Origin of the sequence: Candidatus Liberibacter solanacearum CLso-ZC1 (assembly GCF_000183665.1) — a bacterium.
GTDB classification, from domain to species: Bacteria; Pseudomonadota; Alphaproteobacteria; order Rhizobiales; family Rhizobiaceae; genus Liberibacter; species Liberibacter solanacearum.
The window spans coordinates 916,198-934,719 of record NC_014774.1 but is presented as its reverse complement, the minus strand read 5'-3'; the positions used below and the strand labels follow the sequence as shown (position 1 = coordinate 934,719).

The following is an 18,522-nucleotide window of genomic DNA, read 5'->3' as shown; positions in this document are numbered from 1 at the left end:
TGTTTGAGATACAGTCTTCCACCCGTATCCCGCCATGAACGCATGAGTTGTAGTTCTATCTAAAGATAAGGGAGAGAGTTCTCTCATTTTGATTTATTATGATAGTTTTACGGAAGAGATGCTTTCATTGTAAACTATGGAAATGCTCATTATTTTTTTACTTTTATTTTAAAGACTTTACAGCATTCAAAACACTTTTTGCATGATTTTTAAGCTTTACAGGCCTCCATATTTTGGAAATTATTCCTTGTTCGTCAATGAGAAAGGTTGTTCTTACTACTCCCATATATTTTTTTCCAAACATATTTTTTTCTTTCCAAACATCATAGGCCTGCAAAATTTTTTTAGATTCATCAGAAAGAAGAGTAATAGAGAGATTATATTTTTGAAGAAATTTTGTATGACTAACGATAGAATCGGGTGATATGCCTATAACAACGGTAGATTCCTTTTCAAAATCAGATTTTAAATTACTAAAATCTATAGCTTCGGCAGTACATCCAGTGGTATCGTCTTTGGGATAAAAATAAATAACTAATTTTGATCCTTTGAGTGCGGATAAGCTTATTTCTTTTTCAGCAGTGCTAGGAAGTATGAAATCAGGAGCTTTGTCTCCCGAAGATAAAAGTATAGATGTCATTAATTTCATTCCTTCATATTATGTGTATACAGATTATAAATAGTGTTTTTGCATAGTGAAAATGTACATTTTATTTTTCATATATTTTTTGATTTTGATATGTTTTTTTCGATTAATACGCAGTGTATTCTGCGACTATAAAAGATTAATGCTCAATGCTAGCAGATCTTTTTAACTCATTCATACAACTAAAACAAGTATTGGACTTTTTTTATAGTGATTTTGATAAATTGATAGATCGTGGAGCGTTTTTAAACAAAATTTGCAAGATATAGTAGCATCAGATCTGCATACTGTTCTATATAAAACGAGATGAAAATAATGAGAATAGATATCGTTCGTTTAGGGATACAAACGATCAATAAGAAGGTTTTTACAATCAAAATCTATAAAAGTATTGTGATTATATCAACGGGCATGTGTATAAGGAGAGATTTGTCATTACTTTTTTTAAAAGAAAAGCAATACATAGGATTGTTTGTGCAATAAAGCTCGCCTGAGAAAAGATAGGTAATCATATATTTAAAAAAATAATATATTGTTTTCTTTGTTGAGTAAGGAGATAGAGCAATGTGTATTTGGGGTTTGATGTTTCGAATCATTCTCTTTTTTTGGAATCAAATAGGGAGTTTGTTACTTTTTTCTATGGGCTTAAGCTTAAGGCTTCGTTATATGATGAATAAAATATTTAAGAATAGAAGAAGATAGTACCGTAAAATCAATTACTTAAGATTATTCCGATCAAACCCTAGGGTATTGATTCTACTGATTTTTTTTATGCACTTTCACACCTTTTAGATGTTTTTTGCAAGCAAATTAACGGTAGCGGAAGCTAGTTTTTTCCTATCCGCATCTTTTCAGCCATAGTTGATTTTGACCAGCCATACATAGCCATAAGTTCGTACGAACTAGCCCCAGAATTTGCTAGTATCGTCGCTCCTGCTTTTCTTAATCCGTGTGCTTGTACACTGGTTAGGCAAATCTGCTTTTTTGCATTGGGTCTTAAACCAAAGCCCGAAAGCAAGGGCGTGAGAAAAAACTGTGCCGTGTGATGTTGTTAAAAACACTTCTCCACAACAGGGTGTAGCATTGATGCATTCTCTTAAAGCAGGGGGGCAATAGGGATATGGACATATACCCCAGTCTTTTGAGTTTCGATAGACATAACCTCGTCTTTAATATGTTGGATACCCACTCTCATAACATCGGATCTTCGCAATCCTAAAAACAACATCATTTCAAGAGCGAGGCTCGCTTTTTTTCCTATAGGATGATATTTCCTGAATTGTTCAATCTGTTCTATTGTCCATGTATGAAACCCTTTTGTTTTCCACGGTTGGCGGGAAACTCCACTAGTAGGATTTGATTTTACTAATCCTCTTGACACCGCCCATTTGAACACTACCGCCATAGTATTGAGAAAAGCATTAGCTACAACGGGTTTATCAACGAAGAATTTGTTTAATAAGAAAAGTATTACGATAGCAAATAATGGCTCAATTGGTAGTTCGTTTTACCAAAGTCGAGATTTTTATGCAACAGCCGATGTTTCCGTTATAAGAAATAAACATCTGAACCTATCAGCTTTTATCCCGTTCCAAATATTATAAAGGCTGGTAGGTTTTTTCACAAAAAGGGAAATATTCATAATATATTATTGCATACACAGTACTTATTGATTTTTTTTATAAAATATTCTATAGTTAACATCGTACTAAAAGTGGCTGGTTAGTAGCTTTTTCGTATCTTAGGATAGGAAGAGGACTGTCTTATACAGCCACGTATGGCAATCCTCTTCCTATTCTAGGGAATTAGGATTTTTTTTGTTTTGAATGCCACGTTTCAGCCAAATATTGAATATGATACGGCCCTTTTGCAGAACGTTTTGTCGCCTGCAATTGCAGGCAATCCTTTAGCATTTACTAAATACATGTATCGTTGGGGCGAAGAGGGTACACCTCTTGCGAATTGCAAAGGTCCTCGTGCATGGCAGACTGAAGTATTTCTTGAACTTGCCGAATTCATTGAGAAAAACAAAGAAGCAAAAAGACTTGGAAAACCTTTACAGGTCTTCAAGTTAGCGATTGCTTCTGCCCGTGGTATTGGAAAAACAGCTCTGGTAGCGTGGATAACGTATTGGTTTTTGTCAACAAGGATTGGCTGTACTGTAGTGATATCAGCAAACAGCGATGATCAATGTAAGACAACATCATTTGCTGAAATACGCCGTTGGCACTCCTTAGCAAAGAATGCTCATTTCTTTGAAGCCAATATAGCAGAAGCACTTCTAGCAGGTGGATGTTCTCCATGGCAAGCGGAACCGGTAGCTAAAACTCTGGTTGATATCAACACCAAAGCAGAAGAAGCCAAAAATAACCAATCTGAGAAAGACTTTTCAAGATTAAGGGCTGAATTGGGCAGAAATCTTGAGCCTACGTTTCAGAACATTGCGGCGTTGGCAAAACATTTTGATCTCGGTGATGCTCAGCTTCATGCCTTCCTTTATTCGGGCGATGATGTCGTTAAGTCCGTTAAAAAGGTTGCCAATATGGCATCGGCTTTAATGGAAGGAGCATCTTTTGCTGTCAGTAAAAAAGAGGATGTAGGAAGCCTGGGCAAGATTAGAAGCAGAATGTCTAAAATTTCTAAGAAATTAGCAGAGGGGGATGAGAAAGCAAGAGCTGAATTCAAGTCTTTGTGTGAGCAAGAAGCTCAACTCATAGCCAAATACTAAAATTAATATCCATTCTTAACCAAACCAAAAAGGAAAAAATAAAATGAAAAATGAATTAGAAATCCTATACCAAACTCAATGGACAAATTTAATTGAATCATTGTCCCCGTACAACAAAGCGACGTGTTCAGAGGCTGTTAAAATCAAAGAAGGGCTTGTTGAGGATGGCGTAGTATGCGTCAAACAGTGGTGCGGGAAAATGGAAGCCAGAGAGGGCATAGCAACAGAACACAATCCGTCTAAAAAAACTCGTCGGTATGTTCAAGGTTTTCCGAAAGTCACTTCATCTTTGGTTGACAAATCATATGATCAGACAACTATATCCGTTAACATTCTTGAGGGTTACGCCAGGTCTGCTATCAAGGGAATGAACCGGGCACAAGATCATATGATCATCAAGGGTATTTTCGATCCTAACATCGTAGACGATGGCACTGAGAGAAAAGAAAAAGAGTTCGATCCTAATATGGTTGTTGCTCTAAACCATGGAGTAGAAACTGCACCTGCTAATAGCGGGACTGTTCTTTTTCAGGACAAATTTAATCCAAAGGGGCTAACATGGGAAAAGCTCCTTAGAGCTAAAACTTTGATTGGAGAATCTGGAGGATCGGATAATATCAACGCTATCATTTCTCATATGGACTATGAGAATCTCTTGCTTGATCCTCGTATAAAAACTGTGGATTACATGAAGTCGGGTCGTGTAGAACGTGGGAATATCACGCGCATAGCGAAAATCAACATCAACATCTATGTTAGTGAAGCTATACCAGGTGGTCTCATGGCAGAGTATGAGTCTGATAAAGAGTTAAAAAAAGATCGTAAGGATAGGAAACCATATTGGACTGCAGCTAAGATGGGAGCGGGTGTCTCTCGCATGATACCTGTGTTTTCCAAAGATGCAGTAACTCTAGGAATATGGAAAGAAATTAAAAAAATTGTGAGTGTTCGTACAGACTTGCACAACATCTTACAACTTTTCTACTCTATGAAGATGGGTGCAACGCGTACCAATGAGAACCACGTAGCGAAGATACTTGTATCGGACAGCTAAAGATTGGTTGATTTGCATGTTGTATCTTTGTAATCGTTCACTGCAAACACTAGGGCTTCCCTCCATTACGGATTTGGAAGGGAAGTCCACGTCTGCCCAGGAGTTTAAGTAGGCATTCAGTGGAGTCTATCCCGCTTTGCTTCGGAAAGCCCGTTGGCATTTTGCAATTAAGAGAAAGCTACTCCAGGAACTTGATGAACCTTTAGTAGAAGATCGATACCATACGTATATCAGTCCTCATGATTGTATTTGCATCATCGATCATCCACCATCTTGGATTTTCGAAGGAAAGAAAATCTTAGCTGCGGAAACCCCGCCGTTGAAAATTAGATACATAGCAAGGCTACAGGATCTTGAGGATTGTGATTCTCTTTTTCTCGAAATCTTGGCTACTAATATGGCTTTGGAGTTGTGTGAAACTCTCTTAGGGTCTGAGAGTAGAAAACAAACTCTGCGAAAAGAGTTTGAAATGCTCATGGACAAAGCAAAAACTACGGGTGCGATTGAGATGCCTCCGCCTAAATTTATCTCTGAGCATCTTATGCAGAAGAGGTTTATTGAATATGATAAGACGAAGCTTGAGCAAACCAGGATTCAAAGTACTACTCAGCTAGATCTTGCAGATATTAAATTGGGGATTGAAGAACTTAAAGTTGATCAGCCAATCAGATTAGCAAGAATAAAAGCTCAAAAGGTCAAGAGTAGCAGTGGTGTCAAATGGATTGATGGCTTTAACTCCCTTATCCGTCCTCTCACAACCTTTTTTTTGGATTATTATTTATCCGCTACTCGTCTGGTGGAGTGTGAAAGAGGGCATCTTTGACAGAAGCCCTCTTTCGATCCTAAGCCCATTTGAACAAGATATTATCGCTTGTATCCTTCTGGTACACAGATAAAATTGTGCAGGAGAAACGGGGTTAGTTAGAAGTCACTGAGTTACCAGTTGATGTAGCTCCTTTATCTGGTGTAGATCCTCCAGCTGTTCCAGCATCTTTAGATCCTCCAGCTGTGTTATCTGCTGGTTTAGGTGTGTTAGGTGTTCCAGCTGTGTTAGCTGCTGGTTTATGTGTCAGTTGCTGGTTTAGGTGTATCAGCTGCTTTAGCTGCGGTAGCTACTTTTTTAGCTACTTCAGCTGCTTTAGCTGCCGATTCTGCTGCTTTAGGTTTCGTATTATTACAACCACCTAAGGAAACAGCTGTTGATAGCATTGCAACTGTAGAAATTAAACCTAGCTTTTTTATATTCATGTTGTTCTCCATATATACGTATCTTAATATCCATTATAATGCAAATTAATATAATATAAAAACTATATATTTAATGCAAAATTAATATAAGCTAACAACTATATATTCCGTGAGTCAATACCTTGTCGCAGCTTTTAATTTATTTAAATGCGGGAGTATTGATACGATAGAAACTGCAAAAAATTAATATATTTACTGGTAGATTGTGATAAAAAAAATCGTAAAATCAATAAGTTAAATCGTATAAAATATTTAAGAATAAAGTAATAGTAAATTTTAATTCTGCAGTATTGGGCTTTAAATCATTTATTGTCCGTTTTTTTTCAATATGTCGTAAGTAATTGTTGACGACCAATGGATACTAAAAACATCTTTTTCAGGATGAAAAGGTTCGATGATCGTTTATAATGATCATAGCTATTGTATATCTCAGAAATTTTATTTTTTGAGAGGTGTATCTTTTTGATAAAATATGAAAAATCCATCGGATAAATTTATTTTTTAAATTTTATCCTAGGATTTTTTGTATGGTGCTTTGATTAATTCCATTGTCTTACTGATGCGCAGAATCCTTAATCATCTTGATGATGTTGGCTGCTTGGTTGGTTGTTTCTTTTTGTTCTTCATGCTTAAAATGCTTAATAAAAGTCTCGGGTTCATCCCCCATCAAATTATCGGTCATGACTATGGCATTTTTTCCATCGATGATTTCCTCTTTTTGGGTAGAAATAACATCATTAAGTTGATTTTGAATGTTCGATTTTGATTGTTTTGGCAATTCGCAACTTAGACATTTGACATATATAGAAAAATCCTGTGTCCTAATAGGATGGTGTATTTCATAAACTGACTGTGCTTTTCCTACTTGAGCGCTGAACGCAAATAATATTACTGCTAACATTAAAAAATTCATATAAAAACCCTAACTATATTAAGTAACTTTTTTAAAATATATTAATATATAAACAATTTATTAAAAGTATTTTGTAATTTAAATTATAATAAAAGTATTTATTATTTTTAATACTTATCTATTCTACGTTTTTATTTTTTTTTGTAAATAGATATATTTATGATATAAATATATATTTTTTATATTGGAATATAATTTCTTAATATTGGTTATATTATTCTATTTTACGATTTTATTTCTTTTGTAAGCCTATATCTTTACGCCAGAATCCATGTTCCCAATCGATATCTTCCACCATGTTATAGGCCCGCTCGCGAGATTCGGATATTGTTTTGCCTAACGCGGTAGCGTTTAATACTCTCCCGCCATTAGCTACAAGACTGCCATCTATTATGGATGTACCTGCATGAAATAATTTTGTTTTATCTGTATCTAGAGGGATTTTTCGGATTACGGTTCCTTTAGGATAAGTCTCGGGATAACCGTTTGTTGCAACAACAACTGTTAGTGCATATTCTGCTTTCCAATCTATAGTAGTATTGTGTAAATTTCCCTGAGCGCAAGAATTTAAAATTTCTAATATATCGCTTTCCAAACGCATCATCATTGCTTGACATTCAGGATCACCAAAACGCACATTATATTCAATTAAGTAAGGCTTTTGTTTGGTAATCATAAGTCCAGCGAATAACACACCTTGAAAAGGGATTTTTTCTTGTTTCATTCCTTCGACTGTCGGTTGAATAATAGTTTTTATAATAGTGGAATACAATTCTTTTGACAATCCTAATGCTGGAGAACAAGCACCCATCCCACCGGTATTAGGTCCAATATCACCGTCGCCAACACGCTTATGATCTCTTGCTGTTGTAAAAGGAACTGCGATTTTTCCATCACAAATGGCAAAAAAACTAACCTCAAATCCTTCAAGGTATTCTTCTATCACCACAGTTGAATTTATTTGTTGAAAGCATCGATCAATGGCGACAATAGCTGCATCTAAAGTGGTGGCAACGACTACTCCTTTCCCAGCAAAAATTCCATCGGCTTTAATGACAATAGGCATTTTTTGTGTTTTTACGTATTTTTTTGCCACTATCGGATCAGCAAAATGTTGGTATTGAGCGGTAGGAATACTATATTTTGTACAAAATTTCTTTGTAAAAAATTTAGATGATTCAAGTTGAGAAGCTCTTTTAGAAGGACCAAATACTTTAAAGCCAGCAGAGTTTAATGCATCGGAGATGCCATTCACTAACGGTAATTCTGGTCCGATAATTACGAGGTCAATTTTCTTTTTTTGGCAGAACTGAATGATAGCAAGATGGTCTTCTACATCAAGAGGAATACATTTAGCATGTTGTGCGATGCCCGGATTCCCTGAAGTAGACCATAATTCTGATAGTAATGGTGATTGTGCTATCTTCCAAGCAAGGGCATGTTCTCTTCCGCCAGAACCAATGAGCAATACTTTCAAATTCTACGATTCCCTTAAAAAATATGATTGGAGAGATCAGATTATTCATTTTTTCTCTCAATTATCAAGTATTAATACTATTTATACAGTAAAACCAAAAAGGTCTATGTCATAAGTATACTGTGAATCATTGCTGAACTATATAAATAAAATTGACTATGAAACATAGGGCGGCCGAGATCTTTTGATTGGCAGTTGTTATAAATTTTATCTTGATATAAAATATGTTTTAAGCAAACGACGAAACTATGCAAATACTAAGGGATTTTTTTATGCCTGGATTATTCCTACATTATTCCTACATTATTGGTACAATCGCATCATGAATTCGGTTTTTTCTCCTTATGCGCATTTAGCACGTTTGCACATGTTAACGGGTTGGCGTCTCATGTTATTGCCTTCTCTTTGGTCTATTATTTTTGCTGCATATCCTTTAAGAAGAGCTGGATTGTTATCTTGGTCTACGATTTTTTGGTATTTGTGTTTCTATCTTATTGGCTCTATAATTGTGCGTAGTGCTGGATGTACATGGAATGATCTCGTTGATCATAACATTGATTCGCAGGTTTCTCGTACACGGTCACGACCTTTGCCAGCAGGACAATGTAGCCGTTCTCGAGCATATATTTTTGCAATTTTTCAGTTTGTAATTAGCCTTATATTGCTCATGCAATTGAATTATTTTGTTATTTGTATTGGTTTTGCTGTATTTGTTATTCTCCTTATTTATCCTTTTTCAAAGCGTTTTATTCCTTGTCCTCAAGTTGTTTTAGGCATCTGTTGTGGAGGAGGAGTTTTTATCGGATGGGGATCTCTACATGAAAGCTTTTCATGGACTGCTTTTTGGCTTTTCATAGGAACGATTTTTTGGGTTATTCATTTTGATACTGTATATGCGCATCAAGATAAGAAAGACGATGAACAGATAGGTATAAATTCGACAGCAAGATTGTTTGCTGATCACACTAAAATATGGATTTCAATTCTCTATGGTCTCTTTACCCTTTGTTTTATGATCGCCCTTTACCTTGTACAAGCGAATTTTTTTGCTTGGATTGGATTGTTAATAGCATTATTTTTTACGATCAAGCGTATTATTATTCTTGACATTTCTAGTTCAGATCAATGCTTTTTATTTTTTAAAACTGCCGATATGACGGGGATGTTTATTTTTGCTAGTTTACTTTTCTCATTGTTTTTAGATCAATTTTGATGTTTCATTTTTTCTCATAAATTGAAATATTTCTTTTTAGATATCTTTGCAATGCATGAAGGAAAAAATAAATACGATACAGAACATTAATAAAGTCATTTGATAAGGTGACTTTACCGTTGATGATTATAAATATTGATTGGGTTTATTGTAGAATATGAATGCAATTTTAAGACTAGTATCAGGGCTTTCCCTTTATCGTTTATTTTTTTCTTAAGATGTATATTCTTAAATATATCTGTAGTTTGATATTAGTAATCGTTTATATTATTCTGGAATATGTTAATGGAGCAGCATAAATAAATAAAATTTTTAAATATTAAGGCAATAGATTGAGTATTAATGCAACAAAAGAAAAGAGTGTTGTTACATCAAATACAGTGGAAACAGTAGCCTATTTAATATCATAAAGGATAAGTAAAGTAATATTGATTTTACTATATATTTAGAGATAGGATATGGGACAATGAAATTGTATTCTGTTAAAGAAATTTTCCTAACTCTTCAAGGGGAGGGGGCTCAAGTAGGGCGTGTCGCTGTTTTTTGTCGTTTTTCTGGTTGTAATTTGTGGTCAGGGCGAGAAAAAGACCGCTTGTTTGCTCAATGTCGTTTTTGTGACACAGATTTTGTAGGAACAAAAGGCACTATGGGTGGTCGTTATAGTGCTGAGCAACTAGCGGATCTCATTGCATCAGCATGGATTCCCGAAGAGAAAGAAGAGCGTTATTGTGTTTTGACAGGTGGCGAGCCTTTGTTACAAGTAGATTCTGCCTTGATTAAGGCTTTAAATAAGCGAAATTTTACAATTTCTGTTGAAACTAATGGTACAATTAAACCTCCGGAAGGTATTGATTGGATATGTGTAAGTCCTAAGGCGGGTTGTGATCTTAAAGTTAAAAATGGTCAAGAATTAAAATTAGTATTTCCGCAAGTAGATGCTCCTCCAGAAAATTATATTGATTTTGATTTCGACATATTTTCTTTACAGCCTATGGATGGTTCTTTTTTAAAAGAGAATACAAATTTAGCAATTTCTTATTGTTTTAAAAATCCGAAATGGCGTGTTAGTTTGCAGACCCATAAATTTATTGGAATCCGTTGATTTGTTCAGTAAAGATATACAACATGAGGAATATTTACTGAGATGTCATTTTTAACAAGACAAAAGATATTTCGATTAAAAATAAAATCCGAAACGCTTGAAAAGCTTGTTTTTCGTCTTGATGTAGAAAATAAAGGTAGTGTAAACACACTATACATACCAGCCAATATCTCTGGATATTATATGTTGTGGTCTTTGTCTAAAGAACAAAAAATTACAAGTGAAGATGTGTTTTTTGAAGAGGTAACAACGTTTAAAGCATGTCTTTTTTGGCTGAGGTCTTTTTTGACTTTTTCAAAGTATAGTCAATTGTCTTTTCCGAGTTGTCGCATATTTTTTTATGGTTCTAGAAAAGATAAAAAAGCTTTTTTTAGACTCAATCGTTTTATGTCTAATAGTCGCATGCCTTTCGACGGAAAAAAATTCTTATACATTAAGGAATTATTTGAGGGATGGAAAAATCTTTCATCTTTAGACAATAAAGGCAAGATCAAAATAAATTCAAAAATAGCGATAGTTGTGCATTGCTATTATCAAGATACATGGGATGAAATTTCTCATCTTTTATTAAGACTCAATTTCGATTTTGATTTATTCATTACTACAGTAAAAAAGAACAAGGATTTTGAACAAGATGTTTTAAAGAATTTTCCTTCGGCAAGATTATATGTCATGGAAAATAAAGGTAGAGATGTCCTTCCTTTCTTATGTTTATTAGAGCTTGGGGTTTTTTATGATTATGACTATCTTTGTAAGATTCACGGGAAGAAATCTGCAAGAAGAAACTATCATCCTTTTGAAGGTATTCTATGGAGACGGTGGATTTTCTTTGATCTCTTAGGATTTTCCGATATAGCTCTTCGTATTATTAATAAATTTGAACAGAATCCTAGCATTGGTATGATTGGTTCGGGGAGATTTAGACGCTATAAAAAATATTCTTTTTTCAAGAAAAGAAGCAAAGTGTATAAGCGTGTTGTCGATCTTGCTCGGAGGATAGATTTTCCTGTTGAAGAACTTGATTTAGATTTTTTTAATGGAACTATGTTTTGGGTGAGGCCAAAATGTTTAGAACCCCTCAGGAACATCCATCTTACAGGGGAGTTTGAGGAAGAATGTAACCTTGAAGATGGTGCACTTGAACACGCGGTTGAACGATTTTTCCCTTTGTCTGTGCAGCGTGCAGGATTTTCACTAGAATCAGTTGATTGTGTTGCGGAATATGATCAACTATCTCAGTAGTTTTTTTGTGAAAAACTAATTTTCCCCAGTAATTTTTATGATTATCAGATCCAACCCATTAACTCACGGCGTGTTATTTTTTCCAATAGATCTATTCCTAAATTGCTACTATTGAGGCAGGGGATATGTGTAAATTCTTGTCCACCATGCTGGATAAACATTTCTTTTACTTCATGTGCAATTTCATAATTTGTTTCAAGACAATCCGAAGAAAAACCAGGGGTAATAATAGCAATTCTTTTAATGCCACTATGTGCTAGTTGTTGAATTGTTTTATCTGTATAAGGTTGAAGCCATTCAGATACTCCAAAGCGTGATTGGAAGGTTATTTTAAAATTAGCATCTGTCCGAGATAGGGATTCTTTAAGAAGACGTGCAGTTTTATGACAGTGGCACCTATATGGATCTCCTTTTAAACAATAAGAAAGAGGCATTCCGTGGAATGAAGCTAGTAGTATTTCTGGTTCCCATTGAAGAGATTCAAGGTGTGTATTTACCGAATGAGTCAATGCGCTAATATAATCTGGATTGTCATAATAAGGAGGGACAACTCTTAAACTTGGTGTCCAGCGCATTTTCATTAGTTTTTGGAATACTTTATCTTGTGCAGTTGCAATTGTGGCCGCTGAATATTGTGGATATAAAGGAAATAAGATAATTCGGCTACATCCTTTTTTCGTGAGACTATCGATGGTTTCGTCGACAGATGGTTTGCCATATCTCATGGACCAATCAACTATTACGGAAGGTATGTTTTCTAAGCCTTTGGCTAAATTGATAGCTTGGTTGCGTGTATGAGTTCGTAATATACTTTCATTTTGTGAGGTATTCCATATTTGAGCATAGGCGTGTTTTATTTTTTGAGGGCGAATATTAAGGATTATTCCAAAGAGAATTGGCCACCATTGCCACGATGGTAATTCAATGACACGTTTATCAAGAAGGAATTCCTTTAAATAACGGCGGAGAGAGAAAAAATCATAGCCATCTGGCGTTCCAAGATTAAGTATTAAAACGCCAATTTTACCAAATTTGACTTCAGGATGATCGTGTGGGGCAGAAGAAGATATATTCATGAGTATCAATCTAAGAATCATTTTGTTTTTTTAAACGAATGCAAAGATCTTTTTAACTCTGCTTATTTCATGCAAAGCAAGATCGTAGAAAAAGTTATTGGATTTCTATAATGCATATTAAATTATATGTTTCTTGTCTATATTTCATGGAAAATTCTTGCAAAGAATTCCGTGAGAGTTCGTACTAAAACATAAAACGTTATCCGTGATATAATTTATTTGTTTTACTTATAATATATCATTGATGGAGAAGGATTGGGATTGTTGGGATCTTCGGCGGATGTCACAACAACATTATCGTTCTGTGGCTTAGTTACGGGCACTTCAGTGAGATGCGTGCGTCTCAGATAGAATTGTTTTTTGTTTTGTGTAATGCAAGTGAGTTTAGAGTATTCTACAAACTTACATTGGATTTTTTCTGAAGTACTTCGAATTAAAGAGGTAAGTTTAATGTCTATTCCTTGATTGGCTTTTTCACTATAAAAACCTGTTGCTAGAATACTACTAGATCCATCTGTAGAGATGGTTTTAAATGTACCATCTTTTTGAAATTGAGAGAGAATGCCGTTATCGTCTTCCCAATATCCTACTATAGAAGGTAACAATATCTGATTATCAACCATTGGTATGACACCGCAAGAACCAATGAAGGTGAGGGAAAAAAATGATAGTAGAAATAAAAGTCCAGAATTTTTCATTTTGGGAAGGAAACCTTTTAAGGTTAGTTACGATATTTGGTAAAAAAATCGCTATAAATGAAATAAAATACTTTTTCATATTACCAAGCTTTATCTGGGTGAGCTAACACAAATAAGAGACATATAAAAAAATACGGTTATAACTTAATAGTATATAATTTTCTGGTAAAAAGTTATTTAAGAAATATTATGAAAAATGGCGGGAAATAAAAAAAAATTTATTTGTCCGCTAATATAAGCAATATGCACTACCATAACACTAATGAGTAGAGAAGGAACAAGTACTCTGATCCACCATGAAAATTGTTTATTCATAAAAAAACAGGTTATTATTGTGGATATTATGACAAGCACATCCACAGCTATCCAAAAATTCTTAATCATTCTATTAAATGGCCCTCCTAGGAACGATCGTAGTACTAAGATAGTTAAATCTTTCTTCATAATAATGCAATAATTTTATTAAAATATCACGTCAAAAAAGTACTTAATTTCCAATAAACAACGTTTTGGATTGTGAAAAAAGTTTTAAATAGCAATTGTGAACAAAGTTTTAAATAGCAAATGACAAGATTTTTTTTTTATCAAAAAAATATTTTATTTTAGATTGATTCAGAGTATTTCGTAGTTGTTATAACAATCAATTAAAACAATGTTTACACGTTCTATTATTCTGGACTATTTATGATAGTAATTGCTTGTTATGATCAGGTATGCGTATTTTCCTAAACACTGCTATATGCTATGAGGCAATGAAGAGTCGAGTGGAAAATTTCAAAATATTGTATTGTAGAAATAGTGGAGATATGGTGAAATAGATCCATCTATAGTTTTTTGTATAAAGGAATGATGATGAGATCAGGCATTCGTCCAATTGTAGTCGGGAACTGGAAAATGCATGGGTTACGTGCATCTCTTGACAAAATTGAGAAAATTGTTGAAAGCGTAGAGAAAAATCATTGTCGTATTGATGTTGCTATATGTCCTCCAGCAACCCTTACGTATTTAGCATCGCGTCTTTGTGAAAAATCTTCAGTAATGATTGGTGCACAAGATTGCCATATAGATGAATATGGCTCTTATACTGGCGATATTTCGGCAAATATGTTGGCTGATTGTGGGGCTCGTTTTGTAATTTTAGGGCATTCTGAACGACGTATCGGACATCAAGAAAGCAGTCAAGTTGTTCAATGTAAAGTGAAATATGCTTATAATGCAGGGATCTCTCCAATAATATGTATCGGAGAAACGGATGAGGAGTATCGTTCTGGAAGAACTCTTGAAGTTTTGCAAAAGCAATTAGATTTTAGCTTGCCTCATGAGTGTGGAGATTCGATTCCTATTGTTGCTTATGAACCCATATGGGCCATTGGTACAGGAGATGTTCCTTCTGTTATAGAGCTTGAAAAAATTCATTCTTTTATGCATCATGTTTTAGTGGATCGTTTCCCTGCAAAGGGAGAAAAAATACGTATTCTATATGGAGGATCAGTAAGTGCTTCTAATGTAAAAGATTTTCTGTGTATTGAAAATATAGATGGATTATTAGTCGGAGGCGCTAGTCTTCAATATGAATCATTCTTGACAATTATTGAAACTTTTGAGCAATCATACGTTGATTCTTTTCTTTAAAAATACATTGTTATCAATGACAATGTAAATGTTTTGTTTCTTATCCTTATGAATGGAACCATTTTAATGCAGATATTTCTTATGACTGCCCATCTTATAATTGTCATTGGATTGGTATGTACGATCTTAATTCAATCTTCTGATAGCAGTGCTTTTGGTACTTCTTCTAGTTTTACGTCGGTTCGCAGTATCGCATATTCTTTAGCGCGCTTTACTTCGATTCTTGCTTTTCTTTTTTTTAGTACTTCTATCGCGTTGGGGATTACGTCTCGATATCATTCTATAAAAACAAAGGAGGATTTACGTCAATCTTTGGCTAGTGCTACTAACAATAAAATAAATTATAATTCTGGTAATAGTAATCCTAATATCGATTCTTCTGTTCCCGAAAAGAAAAAGTATCCTTCTAAAAAGAATTCTCTCCCCCTTTCTTCTCATGTAAGATAGATTAACTGACATAATTTAATAATTTTACGATTTAATTATGTGTTTTCTTTATCGTAACAGGATGAAATGATGAATATTTTAAGGAGTATCTGTGGTTAGGTATATTTTTATCACTGGTGGAGTAGTTTCTTCTCTAGGGAAAGGGGTGGCAGCAGCATCTTTAGGAGCATTGTTGCAGGCGCGTCAATATAAGGTACGGGTACGTAAGCTTGATCCTTATCTTAATACTGATCCTGGGACAATGAGTCCAATGCAACATGGTGAGGTTTTTGTAACTGATGATGGCGCTGAAGCAGATTTGGATTTGGGTCATTATGAACGCTTTATGAACATTTCTTCTGCCAAAACAGATAATATTACTACTGGGCGTATTTATAATAGTGTTATCGATAAAGAGCGTCGAGGAGATTATCTCGGTGCAACTGTACAAGTCATTCCACATGTTACCAATGAGATAAAAGAATTTATCACCAAAGGAAATGAAGACGTTGATTTTGTTATTTGTGAGATTGGTGGGACTGTTGGTGATATTGAAGCAATGCCTTTCGTGGAGGCTATTCGTCAACTTGGTAACGAATTATTATACCATGGTAGTCGACCTTTATATATGCATTTAACTCTTATGCCCTATATAAAATCATCTGGAGAGCTAAAAACAAAGCCTACACAGCGTTCAGTTAAGGAATTGCAGGCTCTTGGTGTGCATCCGGATATTTTATTGATACGTGTTGATCGTGAAATTCCTGAAATGGAGCGTCGCAAGCTTTCATTATTTTGTAATGTCCCTATGTCAGCGGTTATTCAGGCGCTTGATGTTGATGATATTTACAAAATCCCTATTACATATCATCACGAGGGCATGGATAGTGTCATTTTAGATACTTTTGGTATTAAGGACGCCCAAGCTCCTCAACTACAGAATTGGCATGTTTTTTGTGATCATATTCTATCACTGAAAAATGAGGTAAAAATTGCTATCGTTGGAAAATATACCCATCTTAAGGATGCATATAGATCTTTGATAGAAGCCCTTCGTCATGGTGGTATTAATAATCATACCAAAGTGCAGTTATTATGGATTGATGCGGGAGCTTTAGAAAAAGAAGATCCGGCCATTCATCTTCGCGAGGTTCATGGTATTCTTGTTCCTGGGGGATTTGATAAACGTGGTTCTGAAGGAAAAATTGTTGCTATAAAATTTGCGCGTGAAAATAAAATACCATTTTTGGGTATTTGTTTTGGAATGCAGATGGCAGTTGTAGAAGCTGCGCGTAATCTTGTAGGTATACATGATGCGTGTTCTACTGAATTCTCAGAACCAGGAGAGCCAGTTATTGCCCTTATGAGTGAATGGATGAAAGAGGGGCAGAAAGAAAAGCGTTTAGTATCAGATGATTTGGGAGCAACTATGAGATTAGGGGCTTATGATATTTCTTTGAAAGAAAAAAGTCTCATTTCTAAAATATATAATCTTGATTTAATTTCAGAACGCCATCGGCATCGTTATGAAGTCAATTTGAATTACAAGGAAAAATTAGAAGAGTGCGGGTTAAAATTCTCGGGTTTTTCGATAGACAATGCTTTGCCTGAAGTTGTCGAATATATCAATCATCCTTGGTTTATAGGTGTTCAGTATCATCCTGAATTGAAAAGCCGTCCTTTAAATCCTCATCCTCTTTTTATAAGCTTTGTTCAGGCTACTTTGTCATATAGCCAGCTACACAAATGTTAATTTGTTTTATTGGATTGGATAAATGTCAATTACATTGTATTACTATTTTTGGATACAATGTCATTGATCATTAGGATTAGATAGCGCTAAAGATTACTGCAAATTATCTTGTAGGTTATGGCTTATTTTTTCAATAAAACCGCTAGTAGACAACCAATCTTGTTCGGGTCCTATAAGTAAAGCTAAATCTTTGGTCATGAAACCATCTTCGACTGTTTTGATACATACATGCTCTAGTTTCTCAGCAAATTTTTTCAATTCGGCATTTTCATCTAATTTAGCTCGATGAAGCAAGCCACGTGTCCAAGAAAAAATTGAAGCAATTGAATTTGTGGAGGTTTCTTCTCCTTTTTGATGTTGGCGATAATGTCTTGTTACTGTTCCATGAGCAGCTTCAGATTCTATGGTTTTTCCATCGGCAGTAATGAGAACTGAAGTCATTAATCCAAGAGATCCAAATCCTTGGGCTACTATATCTGATTGCACATCGCCATCATAATTTTTACAAGCCCATACATAACCACCAGATAATTTTATAGATGAAGCTACCATATCATCAATGAGACGATGTGTATATGTAAGACCAAGTTCATCAAATTGATGCTTAAATTCATTGTTATATATTTCTTCAAAAATATTTTTAAATTGTCCGTCATAAGTTTTTAGAATGGTATTTTTTGTGGAAAGGTATAAGGGTAGTTGGCGCGTTAATGCGTATTGCATTGCAGCACGTGCAAAGTCTCGTATAGAATTGTCTAGATTGTACATTGCCATAGCAACACCACTGCTAGGAGAGTTAAAAACCTCTTTTTCAATAGTTTCACCATTTTCACCAACAAATTTTAAAATCAATTTTCCTTTGCCAGGAAATGTAAAATCTGTTGCTCGATACTGATCTCCAAAAGCATGGCGTCCAATGATAATTGGTTTCTTCCATCCAGGGACAAGTCGAGGAACATTTTTGCAAATAATTGGCTCTCGAAAAATAGTACCGCCAAGAATATTGCGAATGGTTCCGTTAGGGGATTTCCACATTTCTTTTAAATTGAATTCTTTGACCCGTTCTTTATCAGCAGTGATCGTTGCACATTTAACACCAACGCCACATTTTTTAATTGCACGTGCAGCATCAACTGTAACTTGATCATTTGTTAAATCTCTATTTTGGATAGAGAGGTCAAAATATTCTATTTTCAGATCAAGATAAGGATGTATGAGCTTTTCTTGAATTAGTTGCCAAATAATCCTTGTCATTTCATCGCCATCTAAACTTACAACAGGATTGATAACTTTTATTTTTTTCACGAAATTTTT

General features: G+C 34.7%; 17 protein-coding genes and 1 pseudogene. 10 read left to right on the top strand and 8 right to left on the bottom strand.

Annotation, left to right across the window (positions count from 1 at the left end; all coding sequences use genetic code 11):
* Positions 1-163 precede the first annotated feature (163 nt).
* A complete protein-coding gene (bcp, locus tag CKC_RS04260; protein ID WP_013462297.1) occupies positions 164-640 on the bottom strand; it encodes a thioredoxin-dependent thiol peroxidase in 477 nt (158 codons plus the stop codon).
* A gap of 1,102 nt (positions 641-1,742) precedes the next feature.
* Entirely contained in the window at positions 1,743-2,051 is a 309-nt protein-coding gene (locus tag CKC_RS05850) for a site-specific integrase (protein ID WP_013462294.1), read from the bottom strand.
* Between CKC_RS05850 and CKC_RS06475 the strand changes: the two genes are divergently transcribed.
* The 4 genes and pseudogenes from CKC_RS06475 to CKC_RS04240 form a co-directional block, all read left to right on the top strand.
* Positions 2,035-2,250, top strand: a complete 216-nt coding sequence (locus CKC_RS06475) for a restriction endonuclease subunit S (RefSeq protein ID WP_080550996.1) — start codon at positions 2,035-2,037, stop codon at positions 2,248-2,250. The two genes, CKC_RS05850 and CKC_RS06475, sit on opposite strands and share 17 nt — an antisense overlap.
* Before the next feature lie 218 nt (positions 2,251-2,468).
* Positions 2,469-3,374, top strand: a complete 906-nt coding sequence (locus CKC_RS04250; RefSeq protein ID WP_013462293.1) for a hypothetical protein — start codon at positions 2,469-2,471, stop codon at positions 3,372-3,374.
* Between the two features lie 43 nt (positions 3,375-3,417).
* Positions 3,418-4,428 carry a phage capsid protein gene (locus tag CKC_RS04245; RefSeq protein ID WP_013462292.1) on the top strand — a complete coding sequence of 337 codons (1,011 nt, stop codon included), beginning with the start codon at positions 3,418-3,420 and terminating at the stop codon, positions 4,426-4,428.
* Positions 4,429-4,954: 526 nt separating this feature from the next.
* Positions 4,955-5,349 (top strand): annotated as a pseudogene (locus CKC_RS04240) (hypothetical protein); the annotation flags it as partial.
* A 141-nt stretch (positions 5,350-5,490) separates the two neighbouring features.
* On the opposite strand, the gene CKC_RS04235 reads toward CKC_RS04240, so the two are convergent.
* The 3 genes from CKC_RS04235 to purD all read right to left on the bottom strand — a co-directional run bounded on the left by CKC_RS04235 (position 5,491) and on the right by purD (position 8,066).
* A complete protein-coding gene (locus tag CKC_RS04235; protein WP_013462290.1) occupies positions 5,491-5,676 on the bottom strand; it encodes a small effector proten in 186 nt (61 codons plus the stop codon).
* Positions 5,677-6,229: 553 nt separating this feature from the next.
* Complete coding sequence (locus tag CKC_RS04230; protein ID WP_013462289.1) at positions 6,230-6,589, bottom strand: HPE1 family effector; 360 nt, start codon at positions 6,587-6,589, stop codon at positions 6,230-6,232.
* A 232-nt stretch (positions 6,590-6,821) separates the two neighbouring features.
* The gene (gene purD, locus CKC_RS04225) at positions 6,822-8,066 is read right to left on the bottom strand and encodes a phosphoribosylamine--glycine ligase (RefSeq protein WP_013462288.1); all 1,245 of its coding nucleotides are present in this window, start codon (positions 8,064-8,066) and stop codon (positions 6,822-6,824) included.
* Positions 8,067-8,388: 322 nt separating this feature from the next.
* Between purD and ubiA the strand changes: the two genes are divergently transcribed.
* From ubiA to CKC_RS04210, 3 genes are all read left to right on the top strand, one after another.
* Positions 8,389-9,279, top strand: coding sequence for a 4-hydroxybenzoate octaprenyltransferase (gene ubiA / locus CKC_RS04220; RefSeq protein ID WP_013462287.1), 891 nt, complete (start codon positions 8,389-8,391; stop codon positions 9,277-9,279).
* A gap of 466 nt (positions 9,280-9,745) precedes the next feature.
* On the top strand, positions 9,746-10,381 hold the full coding sequence (gene queE, locus CKC_RS04215; RefSeq protein WP_013462286.1) for a 7-carboxy-7-deazaguanine synthase: 636 nt from the start codon (positions 9,746-9,748) through the stop codon (positions 10,379-10,381).
* 42 nt (positions 10,382-10,423) lie between these two features.
* A complete protein-coding gene (locus tag CKC_RS04210) occupies positions 10,424-11,623 on the top strand; it encodes a rhamnan synthesis F family protein (protein ID WP_013462285.1) in 1,200 nt (399 codons plus the stop codon).
* Positions 11,624-11,667: 44 nt separating this feature from the next.
* Here the strand turns inward: CKC_RS04210 and hemH are convergent, their stop codons facing one another.
* Positions 11,668-12,699: a ferrochelatase gene (gene hemH, locus CKC_RS04205; RefSeq protein WP_013462284.1), complete on the bottom strand. Its 1,032-nt coding sequence runs from the start codon at positions 12,697-12,699 to the stop codon at positions 11,668-11,670.
* 224 nt (positions 12,700-12,923) lie between these two features.
* Complete coding sequence (locus CKC_RS04200) at positions 12,924-13,397, bottom strand: hypothetical protein (protein WP_013462283.1); 474 nt, start codon at positions 13,395-13,397, stop codon at positions 12,924-12,926.
* Positions 13,398-14,249: 852 nt separating this feature from the next.
* Between CKC_RS04200 and tpiA the strand changes: the two genes are divergently transcribed.
* The 3 genes from tpiA (at position 14,250) to CKC_RS04180 (ending at position 17,208) form a co-directional block, all read left to right on the top strand.
* Entirely contained in the window at positions 14,250-15,029 is a 780-nt protein-coding gene (gene tpiA, locus CKC_RS04190) for a triose-phosphate isomerase (protein ID WP_013462281.1), read from the top strand.
* Positions 15,030-15,095: 66 nt separating this feature from the next.
* Positions 15,096-15,476 carry a preprotein translocase subunit SecG gene (secG, locus tag CKC_RS05845; RefSeq protein WP_013462280.1) on the top strand — a complete coding sequence of 127 codons (381 nt, stop codon included), beginning with the start codon at positions 15,096-15,098 and terminating at the stop codon, positions 15,474-15,476.
* A gap of 91 nt (positions 15,477-15,567) precedes the next feature.
* On the top strand, positions 15,568-17,208 hold the full coding sequence (locus CKC_RS04180) for a CTP synthase (protein ID WP_013462279.1): 1,641 nt from the start codon (positions 15,568-15,570) through the stop codon (positions 17,206-17,208).
* Between the two features lie 93 nt (positions 17,209-17,301).
* Here CKC_RS04180 and CKC_RS04175 read toward each other — a convergent pair whose 3' ends face one another.
* Positions 17,302-18,513, bottom strand: coding sequence for an NADP-dependent isocitrate dehydrogenase (locus tag CKC_RS04175; RefSeq protein ID WP_013462278.1), 1,212 nt, complete (start codon positions 18,511-18,513; stop codon positions 17,302-17,304).
* Positions 18,514-18,522 lie beyond the last annotated feature (9 nt).

Bases quoted from the DNA above. Each gene is read 5' to 3' on its own strand.
- bcp (WP_013462297.1), bottom strand. From the start codon at position 640: ATGACATCTATACTTTTATCTTCGGGAGACAAAGCTCCTGATTTCATA.
- CKC_RS05850 (WP_013462294.1), bottom strand. From the start codon at position 2,051: ATGGCGGTAGTGTTCAAATGGGCGGTGTCAAGAGGATTAGTAAAATCA.
- CKC_RS04245 (WP_013462292.1), top strand. From the start codon at position 3,418: ATGAAAAATGAATTAGAAATCCTATACCAAACTCAATGGACAAATTTA.
- CKC_RS04235 (WP_013462290.1), bottom strand. From the start codon at position 5,676: ATGAATATAAAAAAGCTAGGTTTAATTTCTACAGTTGCAATGCTATCA.
- CKC_RS04230 (WP_013462289.1), bottom strand. From the start codon at position 6,589: ATGAATTTTTTAATGTTAGCAGTAATATTATTTGCGTTCAGCGCTCAA.
- ubiA (WP_013462287.1), top strand. From the start codon at position 8,389: ATGAATTCGGTTTTTTCTCCTTATGCGCATTTAGCACGTTTGCACATG.
- queE (WP_013462286.1), top strand. From the start codon at position 9,746: ATGAAATTGTATTCTGTTAAAGAAATTTTCCTAACTCTTCAAGGGGAG.
- CKC_RS04210 (WP_013462285.1), top strand. From the start codon at position 10,424: ATGTCATTTTTAACAAGACAAAAGATATTTCGATTAAAAATAAAATCC.
- hemH (WP_013462284.1), bottom strand. From the start codon at position 12,699: ATGAATATATCTTCTTCTGCCCCACACGATCATCCTGAAGTCAAATTT.
- CKC_RS04200 (WP_013462283.1), bottom strand. From the start codon at position 13,397: ATGAAAAATTCTGGACTTTTATTTCTACTATCATTTTTTTCCCTCACC.
- tpiA (WP_013462281.1), top strand. From the start codon at position 14,250: ATGAGATCAGGCATTCGTCCAATTGTAGTCGGGAACTGGAAAATGCAT.
- secG (WP_013462280.1), top strand. From the start codon at position 15,096: ATGCAGATATTTCTTATGACTGCCCATCTTATAATTGTCATTGGATTG.